Genomic DNA, 15,813 nt, shown 5'->3' on the forward strand with positions numbered 1-15,813 from the left:
AGGGATTTGAACCCCCGACCGGCTGATTACAAATCAGCTGCTCTACCGGACTGAGCTACGCCAGCCAGACAAAACAGGGATATTAGCACGGAGTGTGCCAGCCTACCAAGCCCCGAGGCGTACTGCCCGCGACGACGAGGGGCCGGGCCGTCCGCCATTTACTATACGACCTCACGGGACGGTCCCACCACAGGAACGTCAACGACGAAGACGCCGGCGCTGGCGCACGGCCTCGAACAGCGCGACACCGGCAGCCACCGACACGTTCAGGCTCGAGACGCTGCCGGCCATCGGAATCGACACCAGCCGATCGCAACGCTCCTTCACGAGCCGTCTCAGCCCTGTGCCTTCCGCGCCGAGCACGAAGGCGGTCGGCAGCGTGTAATCGACCTCGTCGTAGCGATCGGTGGCAGATCCATCCAGGCCGATCGTCCAGACGTTCAGCGCCTTCAGCTCCTCGACCGCGCGGGCGATGTTCACCACGGTCGCGATCCGCACGTGATTGACGGCGCCGGCCGACGCCTTCGCCGTCGCCCCGTCGAGCGGCGCGGCATGCCGGGCCTGGCGAATCACGCCGTCAGCGCCCGCGCCGTCGACCGCGCGCAGAATCGCGCCGACGTTCTGCGGATCCTCCACGCCGTCGAGCACGACGAGCAACGGCGGCCCGCCCGCGCCGGTCACCAGCTCCTCGAGCGTGTAGGCCGCCAGCGGCTGGACGTCGGCGACGACCCCCTGGTGCACGCCGCCGTGCGTCATCGACTCCAGGCCTCGACGATCGATCGTCTCCACCGGGATCCGCAGCTCGCGCGCGCGCGCGACCAGGGCGTCCACGCGCGGACCGGCGCCGCGCTCGTGCATCAGCCGAGACACGCGCCGCGCCTGCAACGCCTCGCTCACCGCGTTGACGCCGTAGACGATCACCGGTGGTCCTCGCGCCCAGCGACGACCGCGCGCAGCCGATCGACGACCGCGCGCGCGCGCGCATGGCACGGAACAACCGGCACTCGCGTGTCGCCAGCCGGCAGCGACGCCGCCCGATCGATCGCAGGCACGATCAGGTCGAGCTCAGGACCGGACTCGGCGCCCGTGAGCATCACGCGCATCGGATGGAACAGCTCACGGCCCTTCAGCCCGGTCTCCTGACGGACCCTCCCGGCGAGGCCGCGAAACGCGTCGCGATCGAGCAGCAGGCCGCACGCCTCGGCGTGCGTTGCGAACGCCGCCATCGCGTGCAGCACGCGATCGGCCGCCGGCTCGGCGGCGACGAGCGCGGCGGCGGTCTCCGCGTCCCAGCGAAACACGGCCTCGACGCGATCCGGAATCTCCTCGAGCCGATCGACCGAGCCCACCGCGATCGGCAGGATCGACTGCACGTACTCACGCGCGGTCCGCGTCTCCCTCAGCAGCCCGGCCGCGACGAAGTCCGGCAGCGCCAGGCCGGCGAGCCGCGCCGGCGACGCCTCCTTCATGTAGTGCCGGTTCATCCACGCGAGCTTCGCGATGTCGAACACGGCCGCACTGTGGCTGACGGCGCTCACGTCGAAGCGCCGGGTCAGTTCGCGCGCGCCGACGATCTCCTCACCCTCGCCTGGCGACCAGCCGAGCAGCGCCAAGTAGTTGACGAGCGCCTCCGGCAGGTAGCCGCGCGCGCGGAACTCCGCGACGCTCGTGGCGCCGTGGCGCTTCGACAACGGCGCGTGATCGGGCCCCAGGACGAGCGGCACGTGCGCGAACACGGGCGGCTGGTGTTCGAGCGCCTCGTACAGCAGCAATTGCCGCGGCGTGTTCGAGATGTGATCCTCGCCGCGGATGACGTGCGTGATCTCCATCGCGGCATCGTCGATCACGACCGCGAAGTTGTACGCAGGAAACCCGTTCGATCGGATCAAGACCGGGTCTCCGATGACCTCCGACTGGAACGTCACCGGACCTCGCACGACGTCGTCGAACGTGACGGCGCGGCCGGCTGGAACGAGGAACCGTATGGCGGCTGGCTCGCCGGCGGTGACACGAACCTCGGCCTCGACGGGATCGATCGCGCGGCACCGCCCGGCGTACTTCGGCGGGCGCCCGTCGGCCAGCGCCGCCTGCCGATCGGCCTCGAGCTGCTCGGACGAACAGAAGCAGCGGTAGGCCAAGCCTCGAGCCATCAAACCACGCGCAGCCGTCTCGTACAGCTCCTGCCGTTCGGATTGCCGATACGGGCCGACCGGTCCGCCGATGTCGGGGCCTTCGTCCCAGTCGAGGCCGAGCCAGCGAAGATCGTCGAGGATGGCCGCCTCGGACGCGTGCGTCGAGCGCTCGACGTCGGTGTCCTCGACGCGAAGCACGAAAACCCCGCCCCATCGCCGGGCGACGAGCCAGTTGAAGAGCGCCGTGCGGGCATTGCCGACGTGCAACTGGCCGGTCGGGCTCGGCGCGAAGCGCAACCGCGGCGTCACGACGGTTCTCCGGGCAGGATGACGGCGACCGCGTGCGCCGCGATCGCCTCACCGCGGCCGACCGCGTCCACACCCTCGTTGGTCTTCGCCTTGAGACCGATGGCGCCGATCGGCACGCCGAGCGTCCCGGCCAGCCGCACGCGGATCTCGTCAGCGTGCGGGGCCAGCTTCGGGCGCTCCAGAATGACGGTCACATCCACGCTCGCGGGCACCCAGCCTGCCTCGGCGACGATCTCGACGGCGCGCCGCAGCAGGTCGAGGCCCGCGGCGTCCTTCCATCGCGGATCCGTGTTCGGGAAGTGGCGGCCGACGTCGCCTGTTCCCGCCGCGCCGCACAGCGCATCGACGAGCGCGTGACAGACGACGTCGCCGTCCGAGTGGGCGATGGGGCCGCACGCGGCCGAGAGCTCCACGCCGGCGATGACGAGCCGGCGGCCCTCGGCGAGCCGGTGCAGGTCGTAACCGATTCCGACGCGCGGGACGCCTCGCGCCGCTCGCCGTGCCGTCTCCAGATCCTGCGCCGTCGTGATCTTCACGTTTCGCTCGTCCCCGTGGACCATCGTGACCGTCTCGCCCAACTGCTCGGCGATCGTCGCTTCGTCGGTGACCGCGCGATCGCCCACCTCGCGCATCGCACGCTCGAGGACGCCGCGCCGGAAGCCCTGCGGCGTCTGCACCAGCCACAGTTCTTCCCTCGGCAGCGTCTCGGCCACGGTCTCGGTCCCGGGCCGCACGCGCTTCACCGTGTCGCGCGCCGGCACACCGGGCACGGCCGCTCCGGTCGCCGCCACGCCCGCGATCACGCGGTCGATCACGCCGGCGTCGACGAACGGCCGCGCCGCGTCGTGGACGAGGACCACGTCGACGTCGGGCGGCAGCGCCGCCAGCCCGAAACGAACCGAGTCCTGTCGCCGAGGTCCGCCCGCCGCGAAGGAACAGGATCGCCGCGTCTGGCCCACGAGCGCTGGGCCGCGGCCGACCAGTTCGGCGGGAAGGACGACGGTCAGCGCATCGATGGCCGGATGCCGATCGAACGCCGACACGCTGCGCTGCAGCATCGTCCGCCCGCCGATGTCCAGCAACTGTTTCGGAACGGCGCCCCCGAGCCGCTCGCCGCGGCCGGCCGCGACGACGATGACGCCGACGGCCACGGTTATCCGTGCGCCGCGGGGCGACGATGACGGCCGCTGTCCTGCTCGGCCCGTTCGGACTTGGGCCCGGCCTCCGCCGGACCGGCCTCCGCGTGCCGGCCGAAGATCATCCGGCCCGCGGTCGTCTGCAACACGCTCGTGACGACGATGTCGACGCTGCGGCCGATGCGCGGCCGCGCGTTGTCGACCACCACCATCGTCCCGTCGTCGAGGTATCCAACCCCCTGGTTGTACTCCTTGCCTTCCTTGAGGATGAAGACGTTCATCGCTTCGCCCGGCAGCACGACGGGCTTGAGCGAGTTGCTCAGCTCGTTGATGTTCAGGACTTCGACGCCGCGCAGTTGCGCCACCTTGTTCAAGTTGAAGTCGTTCGTGACGATGCGGCCGAGCATCGTCCGCGCCAGCTCGATGAGCTTGAGATCGACTTCCTTGATCTGCGGGAAGTCGATGTCCGAGATCACGACCTCGACGCCGGAGATCTTCTGGATGCGGTGGAGGATGTCGAGCCCACGCCGGCCACGGTTGCGCTTGAGCGAGTCTGGCGAGTCGGCCACGTACTGCAGCTCGTTGAGGACGAACTGCGGCACGACGAGCGTGCCGTCCAGAAAGCCGGTCTCGACGATGTCGGCGACGCGCCCGTCGATGATGACGCTCGTATCGAGAATCTTGTAGCGCTTCTGCGGACGCGCGTCCCGGAACAGAGAGAGGAACTTCGCGGGCTCGAGCCATTCGCCGCGGCGCGCGCCGAGCACCGCGCCGAGGTACGGCAGCACGAGGATCGTGAGCCCGTGCATGAACTGGACTTTCGCATTCTCGGTGTTGGTCCAGAAGAGCGCGGATCCGATCGCCCGGGCGATCATCAGTCCGACGGCGAAACCGATGAGCCCGCCGAGCAGGCTCGTCACCGCCGCATCGCGCAGCCTCATCTCGGCGACGATGATCGCGCTCGCCAGGCCGATGCCCAGGATGACGCTCCCCCAGGCCGGCTCGACTGGTCGAATGAGGAGCGCCGCGTACACGACGGAAGCGGCAAAGACGCCCCGGGCGAGGGTGTAGCCGTTCATCGGGACATTGTATGTCGGCCTTCCAAGAGCTCGTCGAGCGCCTCGCCGATCGTCCGCACGCCGACGACCGACAGCCCCGGCGTGCTGTCGGCACCGGCGGCGTTGGCCTCCGGCACGACGGAACGGGTGAACCCGAGCTGTGCCGCTTCGCGCAGCCGCAGTGCGGCGTGCGACGTCGCCCGCACTTCGCCGGCGAGCCCCACCTCGCCGAACACGACCACGTCCGAGGCGATGGGCCGGTTCAACAGGCTCGACGCGACCGCAGCCATGACGGCGAGATCGGCCGCCGGCTCGCTGACGGTCAGCCCGCCAGCGACGTTCGCGAACACGTCGTCGGTGGCCAGATTGAGCCCGGCGCGCTTGTCGAGCACGGCCAGCAGCAGCGCAAGGCGACTGGGATCCAATCCGGTGGTCGTCCGCCGCGCGTTGCCGAAGGTCGAGGTGCTGACGAGCGCCTGCACCTCCACCAGGATCGGCCGCGAACCTTCCATCGCGGAGAGGACGACGGAGCCCGGCACGCCGACGGGACGCTCCGCGAGAAACAGCGCGGAGGGATTCGGCACCGGCATGAGACCGGTCGCGGTCATCTCGAAGACGCCGAGCTCGCTGACGGCGCCGAACCGGTTCTTGACGGCTCGAATGACGCGATGGGTGTGATGCTGCTGGCCCTCGAAATACAGGACCGTGTCCACCACGTGTTCGAGGACCTTCGGTCCCGCGAGGCTGCCGTCTTTCGTCACGTGCCCGACGAGCACGGTCGGCAGGTTGCGGCCCTTGGCGATGAACAGCAGATCGGTCGCGGCCTGGCGCACCTGCCCGACGCTGCCGGGCGTCGACGGCAGCTTCTGCGAGAACACGGTCTGAATCGAGTCGACGACGAGCAGCGACGGCTTCAGACGATCCACGGCGTCGAGCAGCCGCTCGACGCAGGTTTCCGCCAGCAGGTACAGCGGCGCCGGTCCGATCGACAACCGGTCGCCGCGCAGCTTGATCTGGTGCTCGGACTCCTCGCCGGAGCAGTACAACACCGGCCCCTTCGTCCGCGCGAAGTGCGCCGCCGCCTGCAGGAGCAGCGTCGACTTGCCGATGCCCGGTTCGCCGCCAAGGAGCACGAGCGAGCCCGGCACGAGGCCGCCGCCGAGCACCCGATCGAACTCACTGATGCCGGTGCCGAGCCGGACCGACACCGGAGCGTCGACCTCGGCGTACAGCCGCGCGCCCTGCCCGCCGAGCGCCGGCGCCGCGCCGCGCGACGCCGGCTCAACGGCGGCCAGCTCTTCGACGAACGTGTTCCAACCGCCGCACTCCGGACAGCGGCCGAGCCACTTCTGCGACGTGGCGCCGCACGACTGACAGGCGTAGAGCGTCTTAGGAGGCTTCATCGGTCGCCTGATACCGGCGTTCGATTCTCGCACCCAGCCGGCAGACGATCTCCCACGGAATCGTTCCGATCCACGCCGCCGTTTCCCGCACCGTGATCTCGTCGTCGCCCTGACGTCCGATCAGCACGACCTCGTCGCCAGGCTCGACGTCGATCCCCGTGGCGTCCACCATGATCATGTCCATGCAGACCGAGCCGACGATGGGCAGCCGGCGGCCGCGAACGAGCACGACGCCGCGACCCGACAGCCGCGTGTCGAGCCCGTCGGCGTAGCCGGCCGGCACGATCGCGAGCGTGCGAGGGCCGTCGGCGCGCCAGCGCAGCCCGTAGCCGGTGCCCTCGCCGTCGCGCACGCCCTTGACCGCCACGATACGGCTGGTGAGTGACAGGGCAGGTCGCAGGTCCAGCCCGCTCGCCAGCGGCGGCGGCACGACGCCGTACAGCAGCAGGCCCGGCCGGACCGCGTCGTACCAGACGCGCGAATCGCGCAGCAGCGCGGCCGAGTTGGCGGCGTGCCGGCGCACGCCGCGCAGCCCCAGCGCGCCGAGCGCCGCCAGCGCGCGTTCGAACGTCGCGCGCTGCTCGGCGAAGAAGGGCGACTCCGGCACGTCGGCGGTGGCGAAGTGCGTGTAGACGGCATCGATCCGCAAATGGCGGCTCGCCAGCAGCTCGGGCATCGTCCGCCGCAGGTTGTCGTGGCGGAAGCCGAGCCGATTCATGCCCGTGTCGATCTTCAGATGACACCCGAGCACGACGTCGCGGCGCGCGGCCGCCCGATCGAGCGCGCGGACGGCGGCCGGCGTCGACACGGTCGGCGTCAGGCCGTAGTCGAACAGACCGGATGTGTCGCTGACGCTCAGCGCACCGAAGACGAGGATCGGCACCGTGACGCCCGACTGGCGCAGCAGGATGCCCTCCTCGATGTCGGCGCACGCGAGCATGGCGGCCCCGGCCTGCTCGAGCGCGCGGGCGACCTCAGGCGCGCCGTGTCCGTACGCGTTCGCCTTGACGACGGCGATGAGCGAGGGCGCCGGCGCACGCTCGCCCCCGCCCTCGCGCGCCAGCAGATCGAGCACGGCGCGCACGTTCGCGCGCAACGCCGCCAGATCCACGGTCGCGAGCGTCGGCCGGATCACGGATTGCCGTCGGAACCGCCGTACGCGAGGTTCTCGAACCGCGTGTGCTGTTTGAGAAAGGCGAGCCTGACCGCGCCGGTGGGCCCGTTGCGCTGCTTGCCGATGATGATCTCCGCCGTGTTCTCGTGCGGCGGCGGCCCGCCGCCCTCGACCGGATACATGTCTTCGCGGAAGATGAACAGCACGACGTCGGCATCCTGCTCGAGAGCGCCGGATTCACGCAGGTCCGAGAGCTGCGGCCGATGGTCGCCGCGCGTCTCGGTCGCGCGGCTCAACTGGCTCAGCGCGAGAATCGGTATGTGCAGCTCCTTCGCGAGAATCTTCAGCGACCGCGAGATCGACGCGAGCTCCTGCTGCCGGTTGTCGAATCGTCCCCGGCCCTGCATGAGCTGCAGGTAGTCGACGACGAGCATGTCCAGCCCGTGCTGGAGCTTCAAGCGCCGCGCCTTCGCCCGCATCTCGAGAATCCCCACCGCGGGCGAGTCGTCGATGAACACCTTCGCCTCGAGCAGCCGGCTGGTGGCAGCGGCGAGCCGGCCATAGTCGGGCTCGCCCAGATAGCCGCCGCGGAACCGGTGCGCGTCGATGCGGGCCTCCGACGTGAGCATCCGCAGGAACAACTGCTCCTTCGACATCTCGAGGCTGAAGATGCCGACCACCTTGCCGGCCTCGATCCCGCAGTGCAGCGCGATGTTGAGCACGAAGCTCGTCTTGCCCATGCCGGGCCGGGCGGCGACGATGACGAGGTCCGACGGCTGGAAGCCCGACGTCATCTCGTCCAGGTCGGTGAAGCCGGAGGGCACGCCCGTGACGAGCCCGCGGTGCTCCTGCAGCTTCTCGATCATCTGATAGCTGCCGGCGACCAGGTCGCTCAGCGGCACGAAGCCGGAGCGCATGCGATGGTCCGCGATCTCGAAGATCGTCCGCTCCGCGTCGTCGAGGAGCGTATCGGCGTCCTCCTCCGCGTCGTACGCCCGGCCGAGCACGTCGTTCGCCGACTGGATGAGCTGCCGGAGCGTGGACTTCTCCTTGACGATGCGCGCGTAGTACTCGACGTTCGCCGATCGCGGCACGCCGTCGGTCAGCGCCGACAGGTACGCCGGCCCGCCGACCTCGTCGAGATCGCCGGCCCGCGACAGCTCGTCCTTCAGCGTGACCAGATCGATCGGCTCGCTGCGTTCGGTGAGCACGACCATCTTCTCGAAGATGCGCCGGTGCGCATCGCGGAAGAAGTCGTGCGAGTCGATGACCTCCGCCGCCTGGTTGAACGTCTGGTTGTTGATCAGGATCGCCCCGAGCACGCACTTCTCGGCTTCCAGATTGTGCGGGAGCGTCCGGTCCATGGAGCTTCAGGCGGATTGTAGTGCGTCCCTTGCAGCCGGTGAGCCGTGAGCCGTGGATGCCCGAACCTCAGAACCCACAGCTCACGACTCTGATCGGCCCCTACTCGGCGGCGACGATCGCGACCGTCACGTCGGCGGTCACGTCGCGGGTCAGCCTCACCGGCACCTTGTGCTCGCCCAGCGATTTGAGCGGCTCGGCCAACTGGATCCGGCGGCGGTCGACGGCGACGTCGCGGGCCGCGAGCTGCTCGGCGATGTCGGCCGACGTCACCGATCCGTACAGCACGTCGTTCTCGCCGACGCGCCGGGCGACGGTGACGACCAGGGTCTCGAGCCGTCCCTTGAGCGCCTGCGCCTCGCGGGACTCTTCGGCGTCGCGGGCTTCGGCCTTCGCGCGCTCCCGCTCGATCTGCCGCTTGTTGCTGTCGGTCACCGCGAGCGCCAGCTTGCGCGGCAGGAGGTAGTTGCGCGCGTAGCCGTCGGCGACCTTGACGATCTCGCCGCGCCGGCCCAGATGCTCGACGTGCTCCCTGAGAATGACTTCGATCGCCATCGCGCTACTCCGTGACGTACGGCACGAGCGCGATCTGCCGCGCCCGCTTGATCGCCTGCTGCAGCGCCCGCTGATGCGTGGCGCAGACGCCCGAGATCCGCCGGGGCTGGATCTTGCCGCGCTCCGGGATGAACGGAGCGATGAGCTTCAGATCCTTGTAGTTGATGTAGTCGATCTTCTCGACGCAGAACTTGCAGACCCGGCGCCGGCGGAAGAACCCGCGGCGGCCGCCGGCCTTCTCGCCCGCCTCGCGCCGGGCGCCGCCGGACCGCGGCCCCTTCGCGTCACGTTCGTCGCTCATCGCTCACCTCGTTCCCTGAAGATCTGTTCCATGCCGCCCTCACCCTCGTCGTCGTCCTCGGCGTGGCGCTGCCGCTCGGTCTCGGTCGGCTCGGGCGGCAACCCGCGGCGGACGCGCCGTGCCGCGCTCTCCTCCTTGCGGCGAACGCGCGCCCGCTCGGCGACCGCCAGGTCCTCGTCGACGCGGACGATCATGTGGCGGATGACGGTGTCGAACACGCGCAGGCGGCGGTCGAGCTCGGCCGTGAGCGCCCCGGGCCCGTTGATGACCTCGAGGACGTAGATGCCGTCGCGCTGGCCGGCGATCTCGTACGCCAGCCGGCGCCGGCCCCACTGCTCGGTCTTCTCGATCGAGCCGCCGAACCGTTCGACGATGCCGGCAATCTGGGTGTGGAGATCGGCGAGGACTTCCTCGGTCGTCTCGGCCGGCGTGATGTAGATCAACTCGTACTGACGAACGCTGCTCATGTGTCTCCTTCTGGACATCGGGCCGCCCTCCAGCGAGAGCGGCAAGGAGCCGTCGATTACGCTTCGGCGCGATTGAAGATGTTCATCGTCTCGCCGGCGCCGCGGTCGATCCACGTCTCCACCGCGTCGGCGGCCCGGGCAATCGCGCCTTCAATCCCGGGACGTTCCTCCAAATCGAACTTCGCCAGCACGTGATCGGCGAGGTCCCGCCGCAGGTCGCCTCGGCCCACGCCGATCCGCAACCGCGGGTATTCCGTCGTGCCGAGCGCGTCGGCGATCGAGCGCAGGCCGTTGTGCCCGCCCTCCGAGCCGCTCGTCCGAACCCTGAGGCGGCCGAGCGGAAGGTTCACGTCATCGCACACGACCAGGATCTCGCTCGGATCGATCCGGTAGTAGCGCGCCAGCGCCGCGATCGGCCGGCCGCTCTCGTTCATGTAGCCGAGCCCCTTGCAGACGACGACAGGCCCGGCCTCACGCCGCCATCGCGCCTGGATCGCCTCGACCGGCGCCATCTCGAAGTCGAGGCCGTGGCGCCGGGCCACGAGATCGACGACCTCGAACCCGACATTGTGCCGGGTGCCGCGGTACTTCTCGCCAGGGTTGCCGAGTCCGGCGACGAGCTTCACGGCCGCCGGTTACTCCTTGCCGCCTTCCTTCTCGACCTTGCCCTTCTTGATGACCTCGGGCTCGGCCGGTGCGGTCGGCGTCGCCGCGGCCTCGGCCGCCGCCGGCTCGGCCTCGACCTTCGGCGCGATGACGTGCACGATGAGCATCTCGGGCTCGCTCAACGGCTTCCATCGGCCGCCCGTCTGGATGTCGCGCACGCGCACGCCGTCGTGGAGCATCAGCTCCGTGACGTCGACCGTGATGTGCTCCGGGATGTCGCCCGGCAGACACTCGACGACCATCTCGCGGTGCACGAAATCGACGATCCCGCCCTGCTGCTTGACGCCGCGCGCCTCGCCCGTGAGGTGCACCGGCACCGTCACCCGGATCACCTTGTCCATCGCCACACGGTACAGATCCGCGTGGAGGATCTGCTGACTCATCGGGTGGATCTGGAACTCCTTCACCAGCACCTTCGTCTCGCCGCCGCCCTCGAGCTGCAGCGAGATGAGCGTGTTGGCGCCGCCCTGCGACTGCAGGATCTTCATCAGCGCCTTCGGGTCGAGCGCGATCGACTCGGCCGTGCCCGATTCCCCACCGTAGAGCACGGCAGGAATCCTTCCGCTCCGGCGCAAGCGTCCCGCGTTGCCGTCTCCCCTGGTCTCGCGACGAACCGCCTCGAGTACTGCGTCCATGACTCCTCGTTCCTCCGCTACACGAACAGCTTGGAGACCGACGTCTCCTCGTGGATGCTCGACACCGCCTGCGCCAGCAGCCGTGCGACCGACAGCACGACGACCTTCTCGGACGATGCCTTCTGCTGGCTCAGCGGCACGGTATTGGTGACGATCAGCCGGTCGATTGGCGCCGCTTCGATCCGCGACATCGCCGGCCCCGACAGGACCCCGTGCACGGCGCTCGCCAGCACGCGGCTCGCACCGGCGTCACGCAGCGCCTGCGCCGCCTTCTGGATCGTCCCGGCCGTGTCGATGATGTCGTCGGCGATCACGCAGACGCGGCCCCGCACGTCGCCCACGACGTTCATGACCTCGGCCGTGCCATCCTCGCTGCGGCGCTTGTCGATGATGGCCAGGTCCGCGTCGATGCGCTTGGCGTAGGCGCGCGCGCGCTCGGCGCCGCCGACGTCGGGCGAGACGATCGTCACGGGCCCGAGGTTCTGCCGGCCGAGGTACTCGATGATGACCGGTGCGGCGAACAGGTGATCCACCGGGATGTCGAAGAAGCCCTGAATCTGCGCCTTGTGCAGGTCCATCGTCAGGATGCGGTCCGCGCCGGCGGCGCCGAGCAGGTTCGCCACGAGCTTGGCCGAGATCGGCACGCGCGGCTTGTCCTTGCGATCCTGCCGTGCGTAGCCGTAGTACGGAATCACCGCCGTGATCCGCGATGCCGACGACCGGCGAAACGCGTCCATCATCACGCACAGCTCGACGAGGTGCTCGTCGACCGGCGCCGACGTCGGCTGCACGATGAACACGTCGGTACCCCGGATGTTCTCGTCGATCTGGAAGGAGACCTCGGTGTCGGGAAAGCGATGCAGCCTGGCCGCGCCGAGCGGCAGGCCGAGATGATCGGCAATCTCCCGTGCGAGCGCCGGGTGCGCACTACCGGTGAACAGCTTGAGGGGACCGTGGGCCATCACGAGACCGAGACCGCGAGCAGCCGGCGGGCGCTCTGCGCCCGGCGACCGGCGGTGTTCATGAACACTCCGTTCGACAACGTTTGGTTGGGGCGGAAGGATTCGAACCTTCGAATACGGGATCCAAAGTCCCGCGCCTTACCGCTTGGCCACGCCCCATCAGCCGCGATCCGAGGACCGAGCCCCTTTCCGGGCCCACTGGGGCCGTCGCAAACCAGAAAGTTTATCACAGGCGGCCCGTGCCCAGCCCCAGATGCCGGGCAGCCTCGCCACGACTGCAGGTCCTCGTGAGCGCGACCAGCCAGTCGGGCCGCTGCAGCCGGCGCTGCGCCTTGCGCACGACCGCGTCGGCGAACACACCGAACACGGCGGATCCGCTGCCGGTCATCGCGGCCGCCACGGCGCCCTCGCGCACGCACGCCTGAATCATCTCGGCGATCACCGGGTGCCGCCGGGCGACCGGCGCCTCGAGATCGTTCGTCAGGGTGACGGCGCCCCACGCCCATCCCACGTCGACGTCGCGGCGCGACGCCACGGGTGCGGCCTCTTCACCACGCGCCCGATCCTCGTCGCACCAGCCGTACGCGTCCGCCGTCGACACGCCGATCGACGGCTTGATGACGACGAGCGACAACGGCCGGATGTCGTCGACGGGATACAGCTCGTCGCCGCGACCGACGCCGACCGCGGTGCCGCCACGCAGGAAGAACGGGACGTCGGCGCCGAGCGCCGCGCCGATCCGCGCAAGCTCGCTCGTCGCCCGCCGTGCGCCCCACATCTCGTTGAGGCCGGCCAGCGCCGCCGCCGCATCCGCGCTGCCGCCGCCGAGCCCGGCGGCGACCGGAATCTGCTTGTCCAACTTGACGTGTACGCCGCTCGGATCGCCCGACCGCCCGATCGCACGCCAGAGCGCCTCGCCGGCACGCCACACGAGATTGGTCCGGTCGGCCGGCACGCCGGCGCCGCGCGTGGCGACGACGAACGGCCCGGATCGCGCCGTCAGCGTCAGCCGATCCGACATCGCGATGGACTGCAGGAGCGTGCGAACGTCGTGATAGCCGTCCGGGCGGCGAGGACCGACGCGCAGCGTGAGGTTGATCTTGGCGCAGGGCCGAAGGACGAGAGTACGCGACACGCGATTGGCTAGTGGGAAAAGTGAAGCACGACTCTACTGCTGCCCGAGCGGCCCAGCCGCACGAAGATCGTCGAGCGTCGTCTCCTGCGCGCCGTCGGGTACGGCGACGGCGAACACGGGCTCCGGAACGTCGACGTTCGTCTCCGCACGATGGACCCGGAGCGACAAGCTCACGGCCGGCGACATATCGGCGCGCGATCGGATCGTCAGGCGCTCTGGCATCCCCTCGGGCATCAGCCGATCGTAGCCGACGTCCCATCCATCGAACATCCACGCGCGCACGCGCCACGCACCGCCGGCCTGCTGCAGAAAGACCGTGCCGAATCGGTCGAGCTCGACCTCGAGCACGTCGCCGTAACGGCCCGCGTGCGCCACGCGCGCCGACGCGGCAGGACAGCCGGCCAGCACCTCGCGCAGCCGGCCGGGCGCGAGCCCGGCGCCGACGAGCGCGCCCAGCAGGTCCGCGGCGCCGGCGGTCGCGACGCGGTTCCCTTCGCTGAGCCACAGCACCGCGCGCTCGGCCGCGCCGCCGAGCCTGAACACGATCTGGCCGCCGACGCGCGCTTCGATCGCCACGCGATCGCGACGATCGATCGCGACGTCGAGCGTGGCGCTGGCGAGGCCGCGGATCCGCTGCGCGCCGACACGACCGGTCAGGCCGAGCGCGCCCGCATAGCTCTCGACGGCGCCGCAGTGCCGGCTCGCCTCCGCCCAGGCGTGCGCAGCGTCCGGCGCGGGAGCCGCAGGCCCGGACGGCCGCACGAACGTGCGCGCGCCGCAGGCGCCCACGGCGACTGTCGCCGCGACGAGCAGCACGCCGAGCCGGATGCGCGCACGCGCCGGTCGTGGCATCGTCACGAGCGCGCGCGTCAGGACTTACCGGCCGCGCCGCGCGCCCGATCGCGCTTCTTCGTCACCGCGCCGGCGTCGATGCCGTCGCGATCGCCGGCAAGGGCGCGCTCGAAGGCCGCCGCGGCATCGGCGGGCCGGCCGAGCTGCAGGTAGAGATCGCCGAGGTGCTCCTGAACGACCGAGGACTGCGGCAGCGCCGCGGCCGCGCGCTCCAGCGGTTCGCGCGCTTTCTCGTACTGCCCGAGGCGGAAGTGCGCCCAGCCGAGGCTGTCGAGGAACGCGGGATTGTCGGGGTCGACGGCGAGCGCGCGCGTCACCAGCTCGACGGCCTCGCTCAACTTCCGGCCACGCTCGGCGAGCATGTAGCCAAGGTAGTTCAGCGCGTCGGCGTGCGATCCGTTGAGCTGAATCAGCTCGCGGAACGCGCGCTCGGCGCGGTCGTACTCGCCGTGCTGTTCGTATCCGGCGGCCAACTGGAACAGGAGCGCCTCGTCCGACGGCAGGCGCGTGCGCGCCTGCTCGAGCACGTCGAACGCCCGCTTCTCGTCGCCGAGCAGCATGTACGCCCGGCTCAGTTCTTCCGCCATCTCGCCGAACATTCCCGAGGTCACGTCGTCATCGGTCGGCGCGGCAACCCGAGGGGCGAGCGCCTGGATCGCGCCGCGGTAGTTCTTCGCCGCCAACCTCGCGCGCGACAGCGCCAGCGGCCCGCGCCCGTCGCGCGGGTCGAGATCCACGACGCGTTGCGCCGCGGTTTCCGCGGCCGCCGCGTTGCCCACCCGCGACTCGACGACGGAGAGCAGATACCAGGCCGCGGCATCGCGCGGCGCGTCGCGCGTCGCGTCGAGCAGGACGCGCCGCGCGTCCTGCGCGCGGCCGCTGTTGACCAGCGCGGCCGCGTAGCGCGCCCGATAGATGACCGCGCCCGGGTCCTCGTCGAACAGCTCGGCCCAGCCGGCGGCGGCATCCGACCATCGGCCGCCCTGCTCCAGACGTTCGAGCTGCCGCACGCGGATCTCGGTCCGATCGGGCCGCGCCATCGCGAGACGGCCGCGCAGCTCGGCGGCCTGCTGGGCCTGTCCCGTCGCTTCGTGCGCGCGAATCAGCAGCCGCAGCGCGGGTGGATAGTCCGGCATCTCCACGAGCAGCGCGCGCAACCGGCCGATCGCGGTCTCGGATCGGTTGGCGCGCAGGTACAAGCTGCTGAGCGCCATCTCGACCGGAACGTCGATCGATCCCCGCTCGACCGCGCGCTCGAGATGATCGATCGCGGTATCGACGGCGGCGGCGCTCAGCGGCCCGGTCGCGTTCTCGATCCGCGACGTCTGGAGCCCGCCGAGGATGCGATGCGCCGCGCGATTCGCACCATCGATCGCCAGCGCCGCCTCGGCCTCACGCTCGGCCTCGCCGAGCTGATCCTGCCGGACGTAGAGCCCGGCCAATGCCGCGCGGATCTCGGGCGACTTCGGCAGCAACTGGCTCGCCTGCCGGTAGCATTCGATCGCCGCCGGCACATCGTTGGCGGACTCGAGCGCCAGCCCCTGCAGAAAGTAGTAGTAGCCGCGCCCGACCTGCTCGGCGGCCGGCGACGCCTGGGGAGGGCTCTGGAGCGACAGCAGCGCGGCGAAGATCAGGGTGAACATGAGGGATCCGGTGCCCCTTGATTGTTTCACACGACGCGCGCGCGCCGGGCAGCCGCGCGCAACGGCCAGCCGAGCGGCCCGGC

At 70.3% G+C, this 15,813-nt stretch carries 16 protein-coding genes and 1 tRNA gene; all 17 read right to left on the reverse strand.

The window, feature by feature from the left end:
• Positions 1-198 precede the first annotated feature (198 nt).
• Positions 199-921, reverse strand: a complete 723-nt coding sequence (gene rlmB, locus IT184_08000; GenBank protein ID MCC7008744.1) for a 23S rRNA (guanosine(2251)-2'-O)-methyltransferase RlmB — start codon at positions 919-921, stop codon at positions 199-201.
• Complete coding sequence (locus IT184_08005; protein ID MCC7008745.1) at positions 918-2,429, reverse strand: glutamate--tRNA ligase; 1,512 nt, start codon at positions 2,427-2,429, stop codon at positions 918-920. Before IT184_08005 ends, rlmB begins: the two co-directional genes overlap by 4 nt.
• 8 nt (positions 2,430-2,437) lie before the next feature.
• Positions 2,438-3,592, reverse strand: a complete 1,155-nt coding sequence (gene ispD, locus IT184_08010; protein ID MCC7008746.1) for a 2-C-methyl-D-erythritol 4-phosphate cytidylyltransferase — start codon at positions 3,590-3,592, stop codon at positions 2,438-2,440.
• 2 nt (positions 3,593-3,594) lie between these two features.
• Positions 3,595-4,656: a TRAM domain-containing protein gene (locus IT184_08015; GenBank protein MCC7008747.1), complete on the reverse strand. Its 1,062-nt coding sequence runs from the start codon at positions 4,654-4,656 to the stop codon at positions 3,595-3,597.
• Positions 4,653-6,038: a DNA repair protein RadA gene (radA, locus tag IT184_08020; GenBank protein ID MCC7008748.1), complete on the reverse strand. Its 1,386-nt coding sequence runs from the start codon at positions 6,036-6,038 to the stop codon at positions 4,653-4,655. The genes IT184_08015 and radA overlap by 4 nt, the downstream gene beginning before the upstream one ends.
• Positions 6,025-7,173 carry an alanine racemase gene (alr, locus tag IT184_08025; protein ID MCC7008749.1) on the reverse strand — a complete coding sequence of 383 codons (1,149 nt, stop codon included), beginning with the start codon at positions 7,171-7,173 and terminating at the stop codon, positions 6,025-6,027. The genes radA and alr overlap by 14 nt, the downstream gene beginning before the upstream one ends.
• On the reverse strand, positions 7,170-8,516 hold the full coding sequence (gene dnaB, locus IT184_08030) for a replicative DNA helicase (protein ID MCC7008750.1): 1,347 nt from the start codon (positions 8,514-8,516) through the stop codon (positions 7,170-7,172). The genes alr and dnaB overlap by 4 nt, the downstream gene beginning before the upstream one ends.
• Positions 8,517-8,616: 100 nt before the next feature.
• Positions 8,617-9,063, reverse strand: a complete 447-nt coding sequence (locus tag IT184_08035) for a 50S ribosomal protein L9 (GenBank protein MCC7008751.1) — start codon at positions 9,061-9,063, stop codon at positions 8,617-8,619.
• Positions 9,064-9,073: 10 nt separating this feature from the next.
• Positions 9,074-9,370: a 30S ribosomal protein S18 gene (locus tag IT184_08040; GenBank protein MCC7008752.1), complete on the reverse strand. Its 297-nt coding sequence runs from the start codon at positions 9,368-9,370 to the stop codon at positions 9,074-9,076.
• On the reverse strand, positions 9,367-9,837 hold the full coding sequence (gene rpsF / locus IT184_08045) for a 30S ribosomal protein S6 (protein ID MCC7008753.1): 471 nt from the start codon (positions 9,835-9,837) through the stop codon (positions 9,367-9,369). The genes IT184_08040 and rpsF overlap by 4 nt, the downstream gene beginning before the upstream one ends.
• Before the next feature lie 56 nt (positions 9,838-9,893).
• Positions 9,894-10,463, reverse strand: a complete 570-nt coding sequence (locus IT184_08050; GenBank protein ID MCC7008754.1) for an aminoacyl-tRNA hydrolase — start codon at positions 10,461-10,463, stop codon at positions 9,894-9,896.
• 9 nt (positions 10,464-10,472) lie between these two features.
• Positions 10,473-11,138 (reverse strand): 50S ribosomal protein L25, encoded by a 666-nt coding sequence (locus IT184_08055; protein ID MCC7008755.1) that lies wholly within the window; start codon positions 11,136-11,138, stop codon positions 10,473-10,475.
• A gap of 17 nt (positions 11,139-11,155) precedes the next feature.
• Positions 11,156-12,100: a ribose-phosphate pyrophosphokinase gene (locus IT184_08060; protein ID MCC7008756.1), complete on the reverse strand. Its 945-nt coding sequence runs from the start codon at positions 12,098-12,100 to the stop codon at positions 11,156-11,158.
• Positions 12,101-12,184: 84 nt separating this feature from the next.
• A tRNA-Gln gene (locus tag IT184_08065) sits at positions 12,185-12,259 on the reverse strand.
• 67 nt (positions 12,260-12,326) lie between these two features.
• On the reverse strand, positions 12,327-13,235 hold the full coding sequence (gene ispE, locus IT184_08070) for a 4-(cytidine 5'-diphospho)-2-C-methyl-D-erythritol kinase (GenBank protein ID MCC7008757.1): 909 nt from the start codon (positions 13,233-13,235) through the stop codon (positions 12,327-12,329).
• Positions 13,236-13,268: 33 nt separating this feature from the next.
• The gene (locus tag IT184_08075; GenBank protein ID MCC7008758.1) at positions 13,269-14,093 is read right to left on the reverse strand and encodes a hypothetical protein; all 825 of its coding nucleotides are present in this window, start codon (positions 14,091-14,093) and stop codon (positions 13,269-13,271) included.
• Positions 14,094-14,104: 11 nt separating this feature from the next.
• The gene (locus tag IT184_08080; protein MCC7008759.1) at positions 14,105-15,730 is read right to left on the reverse strand and encodes a tetratricopeptide repeat protein; all 1,626 of its coding nucleotides are present in this window, start codon (positions 15,728-15,730) and stop codon (positions 14,105-14,107) included.
• Positions 15,731-15,813 lie beyond the last annotated feature (83 nt).

It is taken from the genome of Acidobacteriota bacterium (assembly GCA_020853395.1).
In the GTDB taxonomy this organism is placed as follows: domain Bacteria; phylum Acidobacteriota; class Vicinamibacteria; order Vicinamibacterales; family SCN-69-37; genus JADYYY01.